The 19,326-nt window shown below is 48.5% G+C and carries 23 protein-coding genes; 2 read left to right on the top strand and 21 right to left on the bottom strand.

Annotated elements, in window-relative coordinates:
* Nucleotides 1–89: 89 nt before the first annotated feature.
* The 3 genes from panD to panB are packed head-to-tail and all read right to left on the bottom strand — an operon-like array spanning nucleotide 90 to nucleotide 2,142.
* On the bottom strand, nucleotides 90–473 hold the full coding sequence (panD, locus tag BW42_RS02945; protein WP_029341994.1) for an aspartate 1-decarboxylase: 384 nt from the start codon (nucleotides 471–473) through the stop codon (nucleotides 90–92).
* 2 nt (nucleotides 474–475) lie between these two features.
* Nucleotides 476–1,306, bottom strand: coding sequence for a pantoate--beta-alanine ligase (gene panC / locus BW42_RS02940; RefSeq protein WP_035407239.1), 831 nt, complete (start codon nucleotides 1,304–1,306; stop codon nucleotides 476–478).
* The gene (panB, locus tag BW42_RS02935) at nucleotides 1,303–2,142 is read right to left on the bottom strand and encodes a 3-methyl-2-oxobutanoate hydroxymethyltransferase (protein WP_035407228.1); all 840 of its coding nucleotides are present in this window, start codon (nucleotides 2,140–2,142) and stop codon (nucleotides 1,303–1,305) included. The genes panC and panB overlap by 4 nt, the downstream gene beginning before the upstream one ends.
* A gap of 88 nt (nucleotides 2,143–2,230) precedes the next feature.
* On the opposite strand from panB, the gene BW42_RS16620 reads away from it, so the two are divergent.
* Nucleotides 2,231–2,353 (top strand): hypothetical protein, encoded by a 123-nt coding sequence (locus BW42_RS16620; RefSeq protein WP_255344361.1) that lies wholly within the window; start codon nucleotides 2,231–2,233, stop codon nucleotides 2,351–2,353.
* A 37-nt stretch (nucleotides 2,354–2,390) separates the two neighbouring features.
* Here the strand turns inward: BW42_RS16620 and BW42_RS02930 are convergent, their stop codons facing one another.
* The 3 genes from BW42_RS02930 to bshA are packed head-to-tail and all read right to left on the bottom strand — an operon-like array spanning nucleotide 2,391 to nucleotide 5,594.
* The gene (locus tag BW42_RS02930; RefSeq protein WP_035407224.1) at nucleotides 2,391–3,362 is read right to left on the bottom strand and encodes a biotin--[acetyl-CoA-carboxylase] ligase; all 972 of its coding nucleotides are present in this window, start codon (nucleotides 3,360–3,362) and stop codon (nucleotides 2,391–2,393) included.
* A complete protein-coding gene (locus BW42_RS02925; RefSeq protein WP_035407222.1) occupies nucleotides 3,332–4,465 on the bottom strand; it encodes a CCA tRNA nucleotidyltransferase in 1,134 nt (377 codons plus the stop codon). Before BW42_RS02925 ends, BW42_RS02930 begins: the two co-directional genes overlap by 31 nt.
* A complete protein-coding gene (gene bshA, locus BW42_RS02920) occupies nucleotides 4,452–5,594 on the bottom strand; it encodes an N-acetyl-alpha-D-glucosaminyl L-malate synthase BshA (protein WP_035407220.1) in 1,143 nt (380 codons plus the stop codon). Before bshA ends, BW42_RS02925 begins: the two co-directional genes overlap by 14 nt.
* Nucleotides 5,595–5,764: 170 nt before the next feature.
* Here bshA and BW42_RS02915 point away from each other — a divergent pair, with 170 nt between their 5' ends.
* Nucleotides 5,765–6,652 carry a YitT family protein gene (locus BW42_RS02915; RefSeq protein WP_035407218.1) on the top strand — a complete coding sequence of 296 codons (888 nt, stop codon included), beginning with the start codon at nucleotides 5,765–5,767 and terminating at the stop codon, nucleotides 6,650–6,652.
* Between the two features lie 41 nt (nucleotides 6,653–6,693).
* Here BW42_RS02915 and BW42_RS02910 read toward each other — a convergent pair whose 3' ends face one another.
* From BW42_RS02910 to BW42_RS02840, 15 genes are all read right to left on the bottom strand, one after another.
* Nucleotides 6,694–7,374: a zinc metallopeptidase gene (locus BW42_RS02910; RefSeq protein ID WP_035407205.1), complete on the bottom strand. Its 681-nt coding sequence runs from the start codon at nucleotides 7,372–7,374 to the stop codon at nucleotides 6,694–6,696.
* A 44-nt stretch (nucleotides 7,375–7,418) separates the two neighbouring features.
* A complete protein-coding gene (locus BW42_RS02905) occupies nucleotides 7,419–8,021 on the bottom strand; it encodes a DUF1405 domain-containing protein (protein WP_035407193.1) in 603 nt (200 codons plus the stop codon).
* A 54-nt stretch (nucleotides 8,022–8,075) separates the two neighbouring features.
* A complete protein-coding gene (locus BW42_RS02900) occupies nucleotides 8,076–8,867 on the bottom strand; it encodes a menaquinol-cytochrome c reductase cytochrome b/c subunit (RefSeq protein WP_035407183.1) in 792 nt (263 codons plus the stop codon).
* Nucleotides 8,868–8,907: 40 nt separating this feature from the next.
* Entirely contained in the window at nucleotides 8,908–9,579 is a 672-nt protein-coding gene (qcrB, locus tag BW42_RS02895; RefSeq protein WP_012370658.1) for a menaquinol-cytochrome c reductase cytochrome b subunit, read from the bottom strand.
* 3 nt (nucleotides 9,580–9,582) lie between these two features.
* Nucleotides 9,583–10,089, bottom strand: a complete 507-nt coding sequence (locus tag BW42_RS02890) for a ubiquinol-cytochrome c reductase iron-sulfur subunit (protein ID WP_035396830.1) — start codon at nucleotides 10,087–10,089, stop codon at nucleotides 9,583–9,585.
* Nucleotides 10,090–10,193: 104 nt separating this feature from the next.
* Nucleotides 10,194–10,634 carry a DUF2487 family protein gene (locus tag BW42_RS02885; RefSeq protein ID WP_035407181.1) on the bottom strand — a complete coding sequence of 147 codons (441 nt, stop codon included), beginning with the start codon at nucleotides 10,632–10,634 and terminating at the stop codon, nucleotides 10,194–10,196.
* 183 nt (nucleotides 10,635–10,817) lie between these two features.
* Nucleotides 10,818–11,348: a ReoY family proteolytic degradation factor gene (locus tag BW42_RS02880; RefSeq protein ID WP_035407179.1), complete on the bottom strand. Its 531-nt coding sequence runs from the start codon at nucleotides 11,346–11,348 to the stop codon at nucleotides 10,818–10,820.
* A 28-nt stretch (nucleotides 11,349–11,376) separates the two neighbouring features.
* Nucleotides 11,377–12,663: a tetratricopeptide repeat protein gene (locus tag BW42_RS02875; RefSeq protein ID WP_231496842.1), complete on the bottom strand. Its 1,287-nt coding sequence runs from the start codon at nucleotides 12,661–12,663 to the stop codon at nucleotides 11,377–11,379.
* A gap of 11 nt (nucleotides 12,664–12,674) precedes the next feature.
* On the bottom strand, nucleotides 12,675–13,931 hold the full coding sequence (aroA, locus tag BW42_RS02870) for a 3-phosphoshikimate 1-carboxyvinyltransferase (protein ID WP_035407177.1): 1,257 nt from the start codon (nucleotides 13,929–13,931) through the stop codon (nucleotides 12,675–12,677).
* A complete protein-coding gene (aroB, locus tag BW42_RS02865) occupies nucleotides 13,922–14,983 on the bottom strand; it encodes a 3-dehydroquinate synthase (RefSeq protein ID WP_035407175.1) in 1,062 nt (353 codons plus the stop codon). The genes aroA and aroB overlap by 10 nt, the downstream gene beginning before the upstream one ends.
* Nucleotides 14,980–16,134 carry a chorismate synthase gene (gene aroC / locus BW42_RS02860; RefSeq protein ID WP_035407171.1) on the bottom strand — a complete coding sequence of 385 codons (1,155 nt, stop codon included), beginning with the start codon at nucleotides 16,132–16,134 and terminating at the stop codon, nucleotides 14,980–14,982. Before aroC ends, aroB begins: the two co-directional genes overlap by 4 nt.
* 19 nt (nucleotides 16,135–16,153) lie before the next feature.
* Nucleotides 16,154–16,930: a protein-glutamate O-methyltransferase CheR gene (locus tag BW42_RS02855; protein WP_035407169.1), complete on the bottom strand. Its 777-nt coding sequence runs from the start codon at nucleotides 16,928–16,930 to the stop codon at nucleotides 16,154–16,156.
* 192 nt (nucleotides 16,931–17,122) lie between these two features.
* Nucleotides 17,123–17,539 carry a nucleoside-diphosphate kinase gene (gene ndk / locus BW42_RS02850; RefSeq protein ID WP_035407166.1) on the bottom strand — a complete coding sequence of 139 codons (417 nt, stop codon included), beginning with the start codon at nucleotides 17,537–17,539 and terminating at the stop codon, nucleotides 17,123–17,125.
* A 93-nt stretch (nucleotides 17,540–17,632) separates the two neighbouring features.
* Nucleotides 17,633–18,595: a polyprenyl synthetase family protein gene (locus tag BW42_RS02845; protein WP_035407163.1), complete on the bottom strand. Its 963-nt coding sequence runs from the start codon at nucleotides 18,593–18,595 to the stop codon at nucleotides 17,633–17,635.
* Between the two features lies 1 nt (nucleotide 18,596).
* Entirely contained in the window at nucleotides 18,597–19,304 is a 708-nt protein-coding gene (locus BW42_RS02840; RefSeq protein WP_035407160.1) for a demethylmenaquinone methyltransferase, read from the bottom strand.
* Nucleotides 19,305–19,326: the final 22 nt, after the last annotated feature.

Here is a 19,326-nt window from a genome sequence, read left to right as displayed (position 1 = left end):
TTTAATCCATCCTATCCATGATTGGATGGCATCTCATTCTTCATCTTAACAAAAAAGAGACCCGCTGACATAATCGGGTCTCTAAAATTTCATAAGATCGTGTGGGCGATTTCTTGAGACAACATTTGTTTGATGTCATTCTGCTCATTTAGAACAGCCACTTTTGGGACATGTGTCGCAATTTCTTCCGTCGACAATTGCGCATACGCCATGATAATGACCTCATCTCCGACTTGAAAATGGCGTGCTGCAGCACCGTTCAAACAGATGACACCTGAGCCGCGAGCCCCTTTAATCGCATACGTTTCAATCCGCGCACCGTTCTGATTGTTCGTCACTTGGACTTTTTCATTTTCAAGGATCCCGACAGCATCGAGTAAATCCTCATCAATCGTAATGGAACCAACGTAGTGTAAGTTTGCCTCGGTGACCCGGGCCTTGTGTAGTTTAGCGTGCATGAATGTGCGTAACATCGTCATACTCCTCTCGTATATAGTAAATTATCGATTAAGCGTGCCGATGCGAACTGCACGGCAACAGCTAAGAGAATCGTAGTCGTTTGTTCAGTGGCAGGTCGTAGTGATGGATAGTCGACAGCTTCGACGTAATCAATCGTCGTCCCCTCAAATTGAAGTGCTGCGCGCGTCTGTTCGAGAACCTTTTCAACAGGCACTCCTTGATCGAGTGCTTGTTTCGCTTGTTGCAACGCCTGTTGAATTCCCGGTGCTTGCGTGCGTTCCGTCTCCGAAAGATAGACATTTCGTGACGATTTCGCTAGACCATCCGCTTCGCGAATGATTGGGCAACGGACGATTTCAACCGGAACGAAGTAATCAGCGACGTACGCTTCAATCAAGGCGAGCTGTTGTGCATCCTTTAAGCCGAAATATGCACGGGTTGGACGGACGACGTTCAACAGCTTACTGACGACCGTCAAGACACCGTCAAAATGTCCTGGTCGCGATGCGCCGCATAAGACATCATCACCAGACCGTACTGTGACCCGTGCCATATCAAGCGGATACATCGTCTCGTTCGTCGGATAAAACAGATAATCGACACCTTCTGCCTCCGCGATCTTCTGATCGCGTTCCGCGTCTCGTGGATAACGATCCAAATCTTCGTTTGGTCCGAATTGTGTCGGGTTGACGAAAATACTTAAGACGACGACATCATTCTCTTGTCGTGCTTGTTTTAGCAATGAGGCATGCCCTTCGTGCAGGAATCCCATCGTCGGTACAAATCCGATTGAACCGGCTCCCGCTAGACGTTCTCGTAACGTCTGAATATCTTGAACAATCTTCATTCCTTGTTTCCTCCATAAAGCGCACCGATCAGTTCCTCGTCCATCTGGAACGAATGTGCAAGTTCAGGGAAGGCACCGGCTTTGACATCTTTGACGTAAGCAGCGATTGCTTCTGTTCCTGAAGTATTCCAGTCCGTATACGCTTTGACGAACTTCGGTAAACGTCCGACGCCATACGTCAAGATATCATGATAGACAAGTACTTGACCGGCGACATCTGCACCGGCTCCGATGCCGATGACGGGAATCGAGAGGAGCTCTTGAATTCGTTTCGCGAGCGGATGCGGCACACACTCAAGGACAAGCATTTTCGCTCCGGCACGCTCTGCTTCCAAACTATCTGCAATCAGTTGTTCGGCTGCTTCTAGTGATTTCCCTTGGACCTTGAATCCTTCAAGAACTCCAACGGATTGTGGTGTTAGTCCGAGATGTGCGACGCAAGGCATCCCAGCGTCCGTCAAACGACGAATCGTTTTTAAGATCTCCCCTGCCCCTTCTAGTTTCAAAGCATCCGCCTGTGATTCTTGGAAAATACGGGCCGCTGATTCAAGCGTGCGATCAAATGAACCATGATAGCTTGCGAACGGCATATCGACGATCATGAACGTCTGTGGTGCGCCGCGGCGAACAGCACGCGCATGGTGGACCATGTCGTCGACCGTGACGGCAATCGTTGAGTCATAGCCGAGAATGACGTTTCCGAGGGAGTCCCCGACGAGTAACATATCGACCCCTGCTGCCTCTGATAATTTTGCTGAAGGATAATCATATGCCGTCAACATGACGAGCTTCTCTCCAGCTTGTTGTTTTTTTAATAATGGACCCATTGTGTGCATCGTGTTCTCTCCTTACGTGTGTAGGGAGGACAAAAGGAAAACGCCTTCTTCTCCAAAATAAACGCATGCGGAAAAGAAGGCGGAATAATTGAATATCGTCCTTCTGTCCCTGTCCGTTAAGATCAAGGCAGTTGAAACAGCTAAAACTGGCACCTGTCAATTCGGTATGATTCCGACGAGCGGATACCATCCGTGGCTTTATTATACATGACGGGAAAAGCTCTCTGCAAACCGTCTGATTCAAATCTTCATTCTTTTTCCCAGTAAATCAGCTCTGCCGAATGGAAACGGGTCTCGCCTGCATTCGTCTCAATCCGGATCGTTCCCGTCTCGTCAATACCGAGCAATGTTCCGGAAGCGGTCGCTTGACGTGTCCGTAGCGTCACTTGTTCATGTAGGCGATCAGCGAGTGTTTCCCATTCGAATACGAAAGGTCCGAACCCTAGCTCGACCCACTGCGTATATAGTCGTTCAAATCGATTCAAAAAAGCTGCGACGACTTCCGCACGTCGGAAAGTTCTTCCTGATTCTCGGACAAGTGAGGTAGCACGATCTTTGATCCCTTCCGGAAACTGTTCATGATGCACGTTGATTCCGATGCCGATGATGACTGAACTGATCCGGTCTGCCTCGGTCTGCATCTCTGTTAAGATGCCAGCTACCTTGCGACCGTTGATCAAGATATCATTCGGCCATTTGATTGTAACCGGAACATCGAATGTCCGGAGAGACTGCGCAAGCGCAATACCTGCTACGAGCGTCAATTGTCCCGCTTGGTGCATCGGTACATCCGGGCGGACGAGCAAACTCATCGCGATCCCCTCATTCTTCGCCTCATGCCAAGTCCGTCCCAGTTGTCCGCGACCATTCGTCTGATGATCACATACGACAAGTGTTCCCTCCTGCGCCTGCTGTTGTGCTTGTTCATGTGCGATCCGTTGCGTCGTGTCCAGTTCTTCGAAATGAAGGATGTGTCGACCGAAACGCACTGTTGTTAATCCGTGCTCAATTGCAATCGGTGTCAACAAGTCACCTTCATCGACCAATTGATAGCCTTGTTTTTTATTGGAGATGATCTGGTATCCTTCTTCCTTTAAGGTTTGCATATGTTTCCAAATAGCGGTACGTGAAATATTTAGTGTCTCCGCTAATTCCTGTCCGGAATACCACGTCCGCTTGCGCAGTGCTATCAAGATTTGTTCTCGGACTGTGTGTGCCATCGCTCTACCTCCTTCATCAATACCGTTCGGTCGTTTGGACAAGACCGTATGACGACGCTGTACTCCAAGTGCAAGAGTGCTTCTTTAATCTGTTGCTTTCGAAGACCAAGACGAATCATGTCTTTTCCGTCAACAGCGAGCTCTTTGCGACCGCGAATCGGTAAATCCGATCGATCCGGATAATCCATTCCAGTCATCTCCCGCAGAATCGCCAGTTCTTCATCCGACAATTGATAACGATCCCAGTCCTGTAACGGTCGGTATAACAGAGGGACTAAACGCACAGCGAGCTGCATTTGATGTTTCGATCGTTTCCAGCGTGTCAATTGATCGCGCGTTAGACCGGCATCAAGTACGAGTGTCCAGACGGCATCCTTTGAAACACCCCGAAACGATTGCTTGGCGAGTCTCTCGACGATTTCTGAAGTCATGCCGGGTAGATAGCGTTCGATCCCTGTCCGGAGCATCGCCTGTAACGCCTGCTGTTTCCCTGGACCAAGTAAGAGTTTCTCAAACTCGGTCGCGATCCGCTCAATCGCAACGGCCTCTAGATGCGGAGCGAGTTCAAAGATTGCTTGCTCGGTCGTCTCCTCAAGCGAAAAATCAAGTTGACTCATAAAGCGGAACGCCCGCATCATACGGAGTGCATCTTCATTAAAACGTTCGACTGGTTCACCGACCGTGCGGATGATCCGCTCTTCGATGTCGCGCGCTCCGCCGAACAAATCCACACGTCCGGATGGTCTGAGTGCCATCGCGTTGATCGTAAAATCACGCCGGGTCAAATCCTCTTCCAAACTAACGCCAAGCGTCACCGCATCCGGTCGCCTACGATCGCTATAGGTTGCTTCCGAGCGGAACGTCGTGATTTCGTACGGTACGTGGTTGAGAACAACCGTTACGGTTCCATGCTCGAGCCCTGTCGGAATGACGACAGGGAATAAGTCGATGATCTGTTCCGGTAACATCGAACTCGCTAAATCATAGTCTCCTGGTGTCCGGTCGAGTAACATGTCGCGAACGGCACCACCAACGATATAAGCCTCACCACCCGCTTGTTCGATCGTCTGAATGATATGATGCGCGCCTTCAAGCAAGTTCATGACGCGCACACACCCGTTCATAGACTTGTTCATAACGACGGACGATCTCATTCGAATCAAAACGACGACGAGTATCGCGAATACCCTCTTCTGCCATCCGTTCTCGTAACAACGGATCATCCGCAAGTTCACCGATGCGCGCCGCAGCGACCTTAACGTCGTAAGTCGGAACGATATATCCTGTCACGCCGTCCTGAATGACTTCTGGTAATCCACCTGCTGTCGAGACGACACTTGGGACACCAATTGCCATCGCCTCGAGGACGACGAGTCCAAACGCTTCTTTTTCCGACAGCAACACATGAATGTCACTGATGGCGAGCAGCTGCGCGACATGTTCCTGTTTACCAGCGAAAATGACTTTGTCGTCAATGCCAAGTTCCTTCGCACGCCGTCTCGTTTGTCCCATCTCTGGACCATCTCCGACGAGCAACAGACGCATCTTCCGATCTTTTGCCGCGATTGCGAATGCCGCGACTGTATCGTCAATTCGTTTGACCGGTCGGAAGTTCGAGATATGGATGACGACGACTTCATCCGATTCGATACCGTAATGCCGCTTCAATCGTTCATCCCGCATCGGATAATAGACACTCTCATCAATCGAGTTCGCGATGACATCGATGTCGTAATGGGCGTTAAGTGTCGCATTCGTCTCAAGCGCAAGACTCTCAGAAACAGCCGTGACCGCATCCGATTGTTCGATACCATACCGAATGGCCGGTTGCATCTCTAAGTCCTGACCGATGACGGTGATGTCTGTTCCATGTAATGTCGTGACGACGGCGACGCCTTTTTTCTTCGCCATGTTTCGTCCGAGTTCTGCACAAACGGCATGCGGAACAGCGTAATGGGCGTGGATCACATCGAGATCGAATAAATCAATGATTTCTGCGACTTTTGACGCTAACGTAATGTCATAGGGTGGATATTTAAAAACAGAATACTGGTTGACCTCAACCAAATGGACCGTGATGTTTGGTCGATATTCCGTCAGCCGAAACGGCATGCTCGATGTAATAAAGTGAACGTCATGTCCACGATCTGCTAGCTTCATACCAAGTTCAGTCGCGACAACCCCACTACCGCCGACTGATGGATAACAGAGAATCCCAATTGCTTTTTTCATGATAAAACCACACTCTCTTTATGACTTCTATTCGTCTCTATTCTAAGCAATATCGATCAGAATGACCATACTGATCACTTTTCGACTGATTTTCGTAGGAAAAGCTAGTCTTTTTCCGACCGTGCCGTTACCCTAGAGAAAGAGTCTTGATTTGAAAGGAGCACACGGAAATGGCACCTCCATTCCAGTTTCCGATTCGGGTTCAGAACATTCTCTGGATTTTAGTCGGGTCATTCATCTTTGCTTTTGGTATTTATCATTTTAACGTCCAAAACGAATTGGCAGAGGGCGGTTTCACCGGAATCACGCTGATTCTAAAAGGACTGTTCGGGTTATCACCATCGATCACGAACTTAGTGCTGAACGTTCCTCTCTTTTTCGTCAGCTATAAGATTTTAGGGCGAACGACGTTCGTCTATACGTTGATTGGTACATTCAGTTTTTCCTTTTGGTACGGAGTGATTGCGAAGTATTCACCACTCGTGATTGATTTACGAGAAGACATGGTCCTTGCTGCCCTGTTTGCAGGTGTGTTCATCGGGGTGGGACTCGGAATCATCTTCAACAATGGCGGAACGACGGGTGGTGTCGATATCATCGCGCGTCTGACGAAACGCTACTTTGGTTGGTCGATCGGTCGAACGTTCTTAGTCTTTGACTTCTTCGTCATCGTTGCTTCTTTGACGTATCTCGATTATAAGCAGGCAATGTATACGTTACTTGCCGTCTACGTCGGTGCCCGTGTCATCGATTGGATGCAAGAAGGCACTTACGCTGGTAAAGCGGCGATGATCATCAGTGACCACCGCACGGAGATCGCGGACGGCATCCATGCGACGATGAACCGAGGTACGACCCGTCTGATTGCGAAGGGTGGATACTCGGGACGCGACCTCGAAGTATTATATGTCGTCGTCGCTCGAAACGAGATCAATCGCTTGAAGACACTCGTTAAAAGTGTCGATCAGCATGCCTTCATCACCTTGCATGATGTCTATGAGGTGACGGGGGAAGGTTTCACGTTCGATGAGAATCGGATTCCGATCAAAGAAACGTAAAAAACACGGATCGCTCGTTTGAGCGATCCGTGTTTTTCGTTTTAGTCATCACTTGACGGGTTGAAGACGATTAGTGCGAGACGAAGGAACTCGGCGACGGCAACGAGTGTTGCCGCGACGTATGTCCAAGCGGCTGCGTTCAAGACACGGCGTGAACCACGTTCTTCTTCCGCGTCGATGATTCCGTGATCTGTCAATTGCGCCATTGCTCGGTTCGAAGCATCGAACTCGACCGGTAACGTGACGAGTTGGAAGATGACCGCTCCAAGCATCAGGACGACACCTAGCATCGCAAGACCAGTGAACCCAGCGAATAGACCAATCAACAACAGAGGGAACGATAAGTTCGACGTGATTGAGGCGACAGGTGCAATGCGGTGCCGGACACGCATCATGTTATAATCCGTCGCATCTTGGATGACGTGACCAATTTCGTGTGCCGCAATCGAAACGGCTGAGACCGTCGAACCGTAATAGACGTCTTCTGAAAGCCGGACGACTTTATTTGTCGGATCATAATGATCGGACATCGTTCCACCAATCGGCTCGAGCCGGACGTTCGTAATCCCGTTCTGCTTCATGATGAAGTCAGCGACCTGTGCTCCTGTCACCCCACTCTGAATCGGAACATCTTGATATTTTTTATAGGTGCTCCGCACCCGCATCTGAGCCCAAATCGGGACGATCATGATGATCGCGAGATAAATCAAATAGTTTGCCACGAGACATCGTTCCTTTCTTTTTTGTTTATAGGTCTATTTTATGTTCAAGCGACCTTATTGTCAATTGAATCGCGTGCGACAAACAGATATCCCATCAAAAGACATAATCCAGTCAACCAGAAAGAACCGTATCCGATCCATTTGATGTGCTCTGCAAGCGCCGGGTACCGGGGCCATTGCCCAAGGACATAATCGACGACATCGTTATGAACGACCCAAATCGCAACGAGAACAAGTTCCTTGATGCGAAATGTCATCAAAGGACTGAATAACAACGCCTGAAACGCCATCGCTCCGTGCGACACCATCAGCATCAGTGCCATCGTTGTTAAGTAGGCGTTTGATGTGCCGAGTTCGTTCAACATCAAGGCATTCATGACGACCGCCCAGACACCATATTTGATCAATGTCACGAATGCGAGCGCTTCAAACAAGCGGGAACGTCGTCCGAAAATCCATAGAAAAACGATGATCGTAAAGAACAGCGATGCGGTTGGGCTATCCGGAATGAACGGATAGAAGTACCACTTCGATGTCGCGAGTTGTGGTTCATACCAGTAGTAGCCGTATAAGGTGCCTGCTAAGTTGATCAATCCGACGATCCAAAGCACGGCTTTATGACGGAGTAAAGTAAATATTCCTTGCAATCGTTTCACCTCATCATCGACAAAAGCCGGAGGATTGCTCCCCCGGCTTTTGGCTTATTTATTGTTTTCGCCGCCTTCACCGTATGAAGCGATGAATTTCGCAAGTTCTTTATGATCGGCATCTGAGCCTTTGAACTGACCAGCCGGCATCGAACCGACACCTTTGACTGCGATATCATAAATCTCTTTTTCAGTCTTTTTCGTTCCGACGAGCGCTGGAGCTGCTGCTCCACCTTCGAGGTTCTTACCATGACAGTTGACACATGACTGGTTCGAATAAATTTCATATCCTTTTGCCGATGTATCAATTTTTGGTCCTTCGTTCATCGTCAACTCACCTTGCTTGTGGATGGTATCCCAGTGTGTCGTTTGAACAGATTCCCATGTCAAGAAGACGATCGAGACGACTGCGAGGAGCATCATGCTGACGGCGACTGGCCGTTTCGCAGGACGGCGTTCAAGACCTTGGTCGAGCCATGGCGCGACGAGAAGTGCTGTGAACGCAAGACCTGGAAGGATGACTGTTCCCATCAAGATGTATGGACCTGCAGCGAATTGGTATTTCAAGAGCTGATAGAGGAATAGGAAGTACCAGTCCGGAAGTGGAATGTACGACGTATTCGTCGGATCGGCAATGTTTTGAAGTGGTGCTGCTTCTACGATTGTCAGAGTCATGAAGCCGATCAAGAAGACCGCTCCAACCATCCATTCGCGAAGTAAGAAGTTCGGCCAGAACGCTTCCGTTCGACCTGGATATTCCGAATAGTCTTTTGACTTGTTCGGCATCCGGTTATTGATCGACACCCGTGAATCGGTGACGAATTTCATTCCTTTACCACGATGCATCGTGTTCTCCCCCTTTTTTGTTGTCTAGATGATAGTCGGTTTAAAGTGGTCCAGAGATCCCTTGTTTACGGATCATCATGAAGTGGGCCCCGAGCAAGACGAACAATGCTGCAGGAAGGAAGAAGACGTGAATCGCAAAGAATCGAGCGATTGTACTTGCGCCGACGATTTCTCCACCCGCAAGGAGGGTCTTCGCGATACCACCGATGACCGGGATACTTTCAGCAATCTGAATCGTAACTTTTGTCGCGAACAACGCTTTCATGTCCCAAGGCAATAGGTATCCTGTCAGACCGAGAGCTAAGACGACGAAGAACAAGAGAACTCCGACGACCCAGTTCAATTCACGTGGTTTTTTGTATGAACCAGTGAAGAAGACACGTAATGTATGTAGGAACAACATTACGATAACGACAGACGCACCCCAGTGGTGCATACCACGAACGATTTGTCCGTGTGCGACTTCGTTTTGTAGATAGTAGACGGACGCGTGTGCGTTGATGATGTCCGGTACATAATACATCGTCAAGAACATCCCCGAAAGAATCTGGATGACGATCGTAAAGAACGTCAATCCGCCAAAACAATAAACGAAAGCTGAAAAGTTATGTGCCGGGTTGACGTGCTCCGGTACTTCATGATCGGCGATGTCTCGCCAGAGCGGCGTAATATCAACGCGCTCATCAATCCAATCATAGATTTTTTGCATCATCGCTTACGCACCTCTTTCGACTGGTTTACCAAGGTAGAGGTAACCATCTTTCTGTTGCATTTCATACTCATCGAGTGGTTTCGTTGGAGGCGTACCAGGTACGTTCGTGCCATCCTTCGTATACCGTCCGAAGTGACATGGGCAATAGAATTGCTCCGGGTGCGTTGGATCTGCGCCGAAGCTGACTTGGCAACCTAAGTGTTTACAAATCGGTGAAAGGGCCAAAATTTCTCCCTTATCATCTTTGAACACCCAAGCCGACAACGTTTCTTCGAACTCATACCACGCATCTTGCGTTTGTTTCTTGAAGTCGACCCGTTTTGGTTCTGTCGTGATATCCGACAACTTCATTACTTTTACTTTATCGCCTGCTCCTGATTTCTTCAGGACTGGATCAACTGCGAAGTTGACCATCGGCATGACCATTGTCGCAGCCATGAAACCGCCGACGCCTGTCAATGTATACGTCAAGAATTGACGACGTGTTACGTTAGACCCGTTTTGAGCCATCTCGATCCCCCCTTGTGATGTACGCTGTGCCCCAAGACGACAGTACTTCACACAAATTTCTCACATGGTAATAGTATCTTAATAAAATCATTGCGTCAACCGCTTCATAGCGCGGTCCAACGGTTTCCTAACTGTTCGAGAACTTGTCCAACAAAATTCCCGACCATCTGACCTTGTTGGTCACGACTCATCGTCTCAAGAGCTAGACGTGGCACGTAGATAATCTCTTCTGCGGCAGTCTCCTTCCACCTTAAATCAGCGGTGATGAAGGTGATGAAACGGAATTGCCCGGAAGCAGCCGCTTGACGCCATCCTTCCAACTGTTCGATCGACGGTACATCGATGTAGGTCATGGCAGGTAAGAGCAACGCCCGTCCAGATAGCTGGCGTTCGACTTCGGACGCCACCGTCAATGTCATGTCTGCGCATTCCGCATAAGCATGCATCGCCTCATCGAAACCGATCGGAAGCAAAGGCACGATTAGCGTGTCGATATACGCTTGCTCGCTTCGTGTCCGCTGTACGTCGGATGGTTTGAAACGCAAGTCATTTCCCCCTTTCTTTCTTACTTACAATTCGTCACATTTAATGTATCATATCCACATTTCCTCCTGCTCTCTTAATGTGAACGTTTTATGAAATTCCACCCTATTTTTCTTCATATTTTGCACAAATCTTCACATACGAAAAAGACTCTATCGCCTGTTATAAGCAATAGAGTTCTTTGATTAAGGGAGTTGATTTCGAACGAGACGTAACTGTTCGGAAAGGGAGTGGAATCGATGTTGATCGCGTGCATCAAGTGCTTCATCGATCAATCGGACCAACCGTTCTTCTTCTTGTCGATTGACCGTGACAGCGATGAAATGAGTCGCTTCATCTGCTAAACGCGGTTCAACAGCGACTTCCGGACGAAATGGATTTTCTTCCAGTAAAGACAAGTATTCATCGTCCATCATCATGCCTTGGAAGTTTAGCTCGATGTAGATATCTTCCGATGTCAAACGAATGTCATGATACGCTTTTTCTGGATCTAGCGTCGTGACGTCCCCTTTTTTAAAAAGAAACGGTTCCGCATCGAATCCATATGTCGTCATGATAATGGCTTTCGGAGCGAAAGTCGCATTTTGAACGAAGTGTACCTGCTCGAGTTTTGCCTCGTTACGCAACCAGTAATCGATGATCCATTTTGCTTCCCGTCGCTTTAACGTGTAATAGGTCAAGATGCGGCGTAAGAATCGCTGCTTTCTCTCTATCATCTCAATCCTACTCCCTTCTCCCGTGAAGTCATCCATCCATTCGTTCAACATAGTCGACGAGTTCGTTATCCTCTGGTGTCAACTGTGCAGCGCGTCGTAAGAGACGTTGTCCCTCTTCACGCCGTCCTTCCTCGACGAGTGCAAAACCATACTCTTTCAAGAAAAGCGCGTCTTCCGTGAATGCGCCTTCGACTATCGCATAGTTCTCCATCGCTTGCGTGTATTCCTCTAACGCATATAAAGCGCGCGCCCGGTACCATGTCAGAATCGGAGCCGTGACATGTTCTTCAATGGCTGAGATCGTCTCAATCATTGCTTCATGATCCTCGTCTTCTGCCAGTAACGAAAGCAAACGTTCCGCTGCGACGATTGATTCCGGGTTTAAAGCGAGTGCTTCACGTAACGCTTGAACACTTCCTGCGCGATCGCCGAGTTTGAGAAGGAATAAGGCTTCCATCGTCCGTAACTCGTCATTATAATCATCGCGCTCCATCCCTTGCTTGATGACGTTCAGTGCTTCTTTCGTCAGCCCAAGTTCGGCTTGGCTTTCTGCGTACGGTACATACGCTGATGTATAATCCGGATCCTGCGCAATCAATTGTTGGAATGTCTCGACTGCTTTTTGGTGTTGACCGACACGGTGAGCCGTCATCGCAAGACCAAACAGCGTATGCAAGTCGGAACGTTCTGCGACAGCACGTTCATACAGTGGAATCGCATCCTCAAATTGTCCTGTCATCGCGAGTGATTCCGCGTACAGGGCATCGAGCGGCAATTCAGCACGTAACTCTGGACGCTCTGCGATTTCAGCGAATAGTGGTACCGCTTGATCAAACGCACCGAGCGTCATGTAGAGCTCGGCTAATCCGTATGCCAGTAATGGTTCTTCAGGAGCGAGATTACGTGCTTCCTTCAGCTTCGCTAATGCCACTTCGTCAAGACCTTGTGACTGATAGAGGTCAGCGAGTAATACGAGAGAACGGGGACCATATTCCATGTCCGTTGTGTCGACCTGCTCAAGGACAGAAATCGCTTCCTCTTCCCGGTCCAAATCGATATAACATTCTGCCAGTAACAAGGCGACTCCGGCGTTACCTGCGTATTCGACGTAAAGCGGTGCCAATAGATTAACTGCTCGGTCTGATAATCCAAGTTCGATATAGAGATCGGCAACCGCGAGGCGATCCTCATCCGTCCCTGTCTTTTCGAGTTGTTCTAGTGTTGCTAAGGCTTCCGAGGTATGACCGTGTTCTAGTTCTTCGATGATGCCATTCAATACTTGTTCATTCAAGGCAAACGCCCCACTTTCTGTCATCCGCCTATTTCTTACTCAGATCGGTCGGATTGAAGTTTCTTTAAATCATCATAGAACGTTGGGTAGCTGACTTCAACTACTTCGCGTCCATGCACTATAATTTCCGGGTTGATTGTCGCCGCGATCGTCAACATCATCGCGAGTCGGTGATCACCTGCACTGTCGACTTCCGCTGCTTGCAAAGGTGTCGGTCCTTCGATAATCATACCGTCATCCGTCGCCTCGATATTCGCCCCGAGACGCCGTAACGCCGTCACTACCGTCTCGATCCGGTCCGTCTCCTTGACACGGAGCTCTTCCGCATCGCGAATGATCGTTCGTCCCTCTGCTTGCGTCGCAAGCAATGCAAGTAACGGGATCTCATCGATCAAGGAAGGGATTTGTTCACCTTCGACCGTGGTCGCTTGCAACGATGTCGTCTCGACGGTCACATCTGCCGTCTCCTCTCCACCATCTTCTGAGCGATGATCGATTTCGACACTTGCCCCCATCTGGCGCAACGTCTGTAAAAAACCGATCCGTGTCGGATTCATCAAGACGTGCGTCGTCGTGATCCGACTATCCTGCCCGATCGCTGCTGCCGTCCACCAAAACGCTGCTGACGATGGATCCCCCGGGATGTCGAGTGACGTCGCTTGTAAATGTACAGGACCTTGAACACGAATATGTCGACCATCTTCGTAGTCATCGATCGATACGTCAACGCCAAACTGCGGCAGCATCCGTTCCGTATGGTCCCGTGATAGAATCGGCTCGATGACCGTCGTCTCGCCCGTCGCATGTAAACCTGCGAGTAAGACGGCACTTTTCACTTGCGCGCTTGCGACCGGTAACGTATACGTCGTTCCGACAAGTGGCGTTCCCGTAATGTGAAGCGGCGCCGTCTCACCTGTTATGTTCGCTCCGAACAAGGCAAGTGGTTCCGTGATCCGTTTCATCGGACGTCTGCGCAAGGAAGCATCTCCATCGAGTACATACGTTGCTTGACCGCCTGCTAGAATCCCACTTAAAAGACGGATCGTCGTTCCCGAGTTTCCGCAATCGATCGTTGCTTCATGAAACGTTTCCGTACCGGTGATGCGAATTTCTCCTGCTGTTCGCTCGACGTGTGCCCCAAGCGCTCGCATCGCTTCTAATGAAGCGAGACAGTCCGCTCCTTCGAGTGCATTTCTGACATGTGTCGTTCCTTTAGCGATCCCACCGAACAGAAAAGCACGGTGTGTCATTGATTTATCGCCCGGTACTTGTACTGTTCCTCTTAATCCCATTCTAAACACCTCATTGTTTGATTGAACGCTTGTTGCAATCGTTCTTCACTGATTGCCTCTAAGTCAAAACGTCCTTCTTTCTCAAGGACGAATCGGATCGTAGTTTGGTGATTCTTTTTGTCGCGACGCATCAGTTCCAGATATGTCTCGAACGATTGTCGGTCCGGCAATCCGGTTCCGAGACGGTGGAGCAACCGTCCGAGTTGTTCCGCCTGTTCCTCATTTCCTTCCAAAAACTTGACGAAGACGAGTCCGATCCCTACTGCCTCGCCATGCGACAGACCCAGGCTCGCATATTCAACGGCATGCCCGAATGTATGCCCATAATTCAAGAAGGCACGCATCCCTTGCTCCGTCTCATCTTGTTCGACGATATCCCGTTTAACGTTAATCCCTCGTGCGAGCCAGTCTTCAAGATCAAGCCCTTTGATAGTATCCAACGAGACATCGAGTAAGGTATCTGCAAACGATGGTCGTGCGAGGAATCCATGTTTGACCAATTCAAAGAAGCCGCTCCGCCATTCCCGATCTGGTAATGTCTGAAGAAGCGTTAAATCATACACGACACCGCTCGGTTGATAAAATGCCCCGACCAAGTTTTTTCCAAGCGATAAATTCAAACCGACCTTTCCACCTACACTCGAATCATGTGCTAAGAGTGTCGTCGGAATTTGAATGAACGGGATGCCGCGCAAAAAAGTCGCTGCAACGAATCCCGCTAAATCACCTATCATGCCACCACCAAACGCAAGGATGATACTATGTCGTGTCATTCCATGACGTATTCCCTCTTCCAATAAAGAACCGTAGACCGCAAGTGATTTACTCTGCTCCCCAGTTGGCACAGTGCTGACATGAATGCTTGTTGATTGAGATATAGACCCTAATGCCTCTTGCAACGTGTGCAAGTGCAAGTCTCGAACCGTCTCATCCGTAATGATCCAGATGCGATCCGCCTCGTTCAGCGCCGAAAGATGCGATAAACGTGCTAATGCCCCATTTCCGACAAATACTGGATATGACGTTTTCAACCGGATATCAAGCTCGATCAAAACGTTCGAACCTCCTCTGTATAAGCGGCAACGGCAGCTTGAAGACGATCAATCGTTGATGTTCCGAACATTTCAAGGATAGCGACCGCAATCTCAAACGCAACGACGGCTTCTAAAACAACAGATGCGGCAGGAACGGCACAGGCATCACTTCGCTCGATTTGTGCCGTGAAGGCTTCCTTCGTCTCAATATCGACTGATTGCAGGGGACGATAGAGAGTCGGAATCGGCTTCATCGCGACCTGGACGCGAATCGGCATCCCTGTCGACATCCCTCCTTCGATTCCACCTAGATGATTCGTCCGTCGATGATATCCGGATGCATCATGGACGATCTCATCTTGGACGGTACTTCCTTTGCGACGACCGAGCTCGTACCCGTCACCAAAACCGACTGATTTCATCGCATTGACGCTGATGACAGCTTGCGCGATTCGACTGTCGAGCTTTAGATCGTTTTGGGTAAAGGATCCAATGCCTGGCATCATGCCCGTCACGACGACTTCGATCTCACCGCCGAGTGTATCGCCTTCTTTTTTGGCAGCATCAATTTCCTCCATCATTCGTTGTCCTGCAAGTTCGTCGGCACAGCGAACAGGTGAAGCATCAATGGTTTCCTGATATTCTACAGGATCTTTCCAAGGGGCATCAATCCCACCGATCGATCGTACATGCGAGAATACTTCAATTCCGAGTTCATTCAGTAATTGTTTAGCGAAGGCACCGACGGCAACACGTGCTGCTGTCTCACGCGCTGAAGAACGTTCCAGCACATCGCGTAAATCGCGATGACCGTACTTCAATCCTCCGACGAGATCCGCATGTCCGGGACGTGGACGCGTTAATGTCCGTGGGCGTTCCAACTCTTCTTCGAGCGGTTCCGCCTGCATGACTTGTGTCCAGTGCGTATGATCCTTATTCTCGATGAACAAACTGATCGGTGATCCCGTCGTGTATCCGTGGCGAATCCCACCACGTGCATCAATCTGATCTTGTTCGATTTGCATCCGTCGACCTCGTCCATATCCCCCTTGACGACGCGTCATTTCACGCTGAATGGCTTCGAAATCAATCGTGAGTCCTGCCGGCATCCCGTCAATGATGACGGTCAATCCTTTTCCGTGCGATTCTCCTGCTGTCATGTAACGCATTCGCTTCATCCCTTCCTGTTCAACCGATTTTTTCGTAAAAGAAGCTTTGTTTCATCTTTAATCCAAATCGTTCTGGTTGGAAAATTTGTTCCGTTCCTCCAACGAACAGAATACCGCCTGGTTTTAATGCCTCGACGAACGAACGATAGACATGTGCTTTCGCTTCTTCCGTAAAATAAATCAGTACATTACGGCAGATGATTAAATCAAAACCGGTATCGTACCGGTCGCCTAACAAATTATGTTTACTGAAACGAACAAGTCGTTTGATTTCTGGAACAACTTCGAATGTCTGCTCCTGCTCGATGAAATATTGCTTTTTCCGCGCTTCTACGACCTCATTCAATGCGGAAGCTCCGTATCGACCAAGCTTCGCTTTTTCAAGGACAAGCTCATCCAAATCCGTTGCTTGAATCGTAAAAGCCGACGAATCGAGTCGTTCACTTAAGATCATCGCTAGGGAATACGGTTCCTCTCCCGTCGAACAGGCAGCACTCCACGTTCGAATTCGTCCATGTGCACGTGATTCCAAGACCGGTAAGATGTCTTGCTCCAATTGTTGCCAACGTATCGGATTACGGAAGAATTCACTGACATTAATCGTCATCCGATCTAGAAATTCTTCGTATAACGAGGTACTTTTGTCCATTGCCTGCATATAGGACGCAAACGTACTGTACCCTTTTTTGTCACGTAACGCCGTCAACCGTCGTTTCATCTGTGCTTCTTTATACTGACCGAGATCAATCCCTGATTTGATCTTGAATCTTTGAATGAAAAGTTCATAATCTTCCAATTGGCACACCTCGCTCACTCTCGATATCAAATGGTCATTTCTTTGACCGGTTCAACTTATTTTCTATAGTAGCATAAAGCTATAGGCATTCCAAAAAGCAATTAACCAATCCGGTCAGTCCGTTTTACAAGAATACGACAAAAGGGATTCGATTGAATCGAATCCCTCCCCGCTTGTCCTACTATTCATGTATTAGACATTAACTGGCTGTCCTTGAAACCAAAGACCAAGCTCACGCTCCGCACTTTCGATACTGTCTGAACCATGAATGACGTTCTCACTCATCGTGTTCGCAAAATCACCACGGATCGTTCCAGGTGCTGCTTCAAGTGGTTTTGTTTTTCCGATCATCAAACGAGAAACGGCAACGACGTCTGCCCCTTCAACACGCAAAGCGACGACAGGACCTGACGTCAGGAAAGTGACCAACTCTCCAAAGAATGGTTTCTCCGCATGTTCCTCGTAGTGTGCTTTTGCGAGTTCTTCTGTAACGTTCATCATTTTCATTTCACGAATGATGAATCCTTTGCGTTCGATCCGTCCGATGATTTCCCCAATCAATCCACGTTCTACGCCATCCGGTTTGACCATTAAAAATGTCTGTTCCATCTCTAGTTCCCCCTATGAAATGCTTTTAGAAAAGCGCTTACATAGTCAGTTTACTGGCTTTTTAGAAGAACAGCAAGAAATTTTTGACAATCTTTATCCTTTTCGTTTACCAACGTAGCGCGCCACTTCTTCGAGCGATCGTTTAGCGGAAGATTTAGGTAAGGGTTCGAGCCGGTTGATGGCACGACGAATGTAAAGATCGACCGTTCGTTGTGTTCGTTCGAGGGCACCTGAAGTTTGAAGAAATGCTAGCAATGGTGCAACTTCTTCATGGGTAGGCATCGTCTCGATTTTCGAAAGACTTTCGTAAAAGGCAGCATCTTCCGCTCCATAAAAGACGGGTAACGTCTTATGTCCATGACGTAGATCCTCTGCCACTGGCTTACCAAGTTGCGTTCGATTCGCTGTGAAGTCAAGCAAATCATCAGCAATCTGAAAAGCGAGTCCGATATCTCGTCCAAACAGTCGTAACGCTTTCGTATCGGCCGCTGAACAATTCGCAACGATTGCACCTAGATGGCAACTTGCTTCAATGAGAATGGCTGTTTTTCGTTCAATTCGTTTGATATAACGTTTAATCGACTGTTCCCAATCATATTGATCATAGATCTGTTCAATCTCACCCTCGCAAATTTCACGCATCGTATGGACCATGACTTGGACCAGCTCTGGTTTTCCGACTTCTCCAATCAACCGAATCGCTTCCCCAAACAAATAATTGCCTGAATAAAGCGCCACTTCTTCATCGAAGTATTGCATAACGGTCGGTTTTCCTCGTCGTAGTTCAGCGTCATCAATGACATCATCGTGTACAAGCGATGCCATATGGACGAGCTCAAGACTTGCTGCTACACGGATCAGTTCATCTCGATCTGCCTCACCGAATTTAGAGGCTAACAATACGAACGCTGGTCGAATCCGTTTTCCACCAGCTTTCAACAGTTGTTTTCCTGCTGCATCAATCGTTGGTTCCTCCGAAGCGATATGACTGATCAGAAAACGATCGACTAAATTAACTTCCTTCGTGACATCACGGTAGATGGAATGCAGTGACATCTCACCACTTCTTCCCAAGGTGCATCGCAGCAGCCCCACCCGCGAATGCTTTGACTTCCACTTGCATGAAGCCTGCCTGTTCGAAGAGTTGTTTCAGTTCGACACGGTCGAGGAACACTTCCGTTGATTCTTGTAACCAGTTGTATTGATCATACGATTTAGCAAGCAAACGACCTACTTGTGGCATGATTTTTCCAAAGTATAGCGAATATGCTTCTCGGAAAATCGGTGCCGTCGGTTGACTCGTTTCCAGACAGACGACCGTTCCACCTGGTTTTAAGACGCGATGCATCTCTTTAATGACCTGAAGGTAATCAGGAACGTTCCGTAAACCGAAACCAATTGTCACGAAATCAAATGAGTTGTCACCAAACGGTAAATCCATCGCATTTCCGTGAATCAATTCGATGTTTTTCATATCGAGCGCTTCTACTTTCTCCACGCCGACTTTTAACATGTTCTCTGAAAAATCAAGTCCCTTGATGACACCAGTCGGACCGGCTGCTTTTGCCAGTTGAATCGTCCAGTCTGCCGTTCCACAACAAAGATCAAGACATTTAGCACCTGGGAAGACTTGCATCCGGCGCATCGTTTCGCGTCTCCACAATTTATGCAGTCGGAAGCTGATGACTGAATTCATTTGATCATAGTTCGTTGATATCGATTGGAACACTTCATACACTTTTTTTTCTTTATCTTTTGTCTGCACACTGCTCACCCTTTCCAAGATC

This window comes from Exiguobacterium sp. RIT341 (assembly GCF_000632205.1).
In the GTDB taxonomy this organism is placed as follows: Bacteria; Bacillota; Bacilli; order Exiguobacteriales; family Exiguobacteriaceae; genus Exiguobacterium_A.
The sequence above is the reverse complement of the archived record's forward strand: the minus strand, read 5'-3'. Positions and strand labels throughout refer to the sequence as shown.

Coding starts and splice junctions, on each gene's coding strand:
- panD (WP_029341994.1), bottom strand. CDS start 473: ATGTTACGCACATTCATGCACGCTAAACTACACAAGGCCCGGGTCACC.
- panC (WP_035407239.1), bottom strand. CDS start 1,306: ATGAAGATTGTTCAAGATATTCAGACGTTACGAGAACGTCTAGCGGGA.
- panB (WP_035407228.1), bottom strand. CDS start 2,142: ATGCACACAATGGGTCCATTATTAAAAAAACAACAAGCTGGAGAGAAG.
- BW42_RS02930 (WP_035407224.1), bottom strand. CDS start 3,362: ATGGCACACACAGTCCGAGAACAAATCTTGATAGCACTGCGCAAGCGG.
- BW42_RS02925 (WP_035407222.1), bottom strand. CDS start 4,465: ATGAACTTGCTTGAAGGCGCGCATCATATCATTCAGACGATCGAACAA.
- bshA (WP_035407220.1), bottom strand. CDS start 5,594: ATGAAAAAAGCAATTGGGATTCTCTGTTATCCATCAGTCGGCGGTAGT.
- BW42_RS02915 (WP_035407218.1), top strand. CDS start 5,765: ATGGCACCTCCATTCCAGTTTCCGATTCGGGTTCAGAACATTCTCTGG.
- BW42_RS02900 (WP_035407183.1), bottom strand. CDS start 8,867: ATGCATCGTGGTAAAGGAATGAAATTCGTCACCGATTCACGGGTGTCG.
- qcrB (WP_012370658.1), bottom strand. CDS start 9,579: ATGATGCAAAAAATCTATGATTGGATTGATGAGCGCGTTGATATTACG.
- BW42_RS02890 (WP_035396830.1), bottom strand. CDS start 10,089: ATGGCTCAAAACGGGTCTAACGTAACACGTCGTCAATTCTTGACGTAT.
- BW42_RS02880 (WP_035407179.1), bottom strand. CDS start 11,348: ATGATAGAGAGAAAGCAGCGATTCTTACGCCGCATCTTGACCTATTAC.
- BW42_RS02875 (WP_231496842.1), bottom strand. CDS start 12,663: ATGACAGAAAGTGGGGCGTTTGCCTTGAATGAACAAGTATTGAATGGC.
- aroA (WP_035407177.1), bottom strand. CDS start 13,931: ATGGGATTAAGAGGAACAGTACAAGTACCGGGCGATAAATCAATGACA.
- aroC (WP_035407171.1), bottom strand. CDS start 16,134: ATGCGTTACATGACAGCAGGAGAATCGCACGGAAAAGGATTGACCGTC.
- ndk (WP_035407166.1), bottom strand. CDS start 17,539: ATGGAACAGACATTTTTAATGGTCAAACCGGATGGCGTAGAACGTGGA.
- BW42_RS02845 (WP_035407163.1), bottom strand. CDS start 18,595: ATGTCACTGCATTCCATCTACCGTGATGTCACGAAGGAAGTTAATTTA.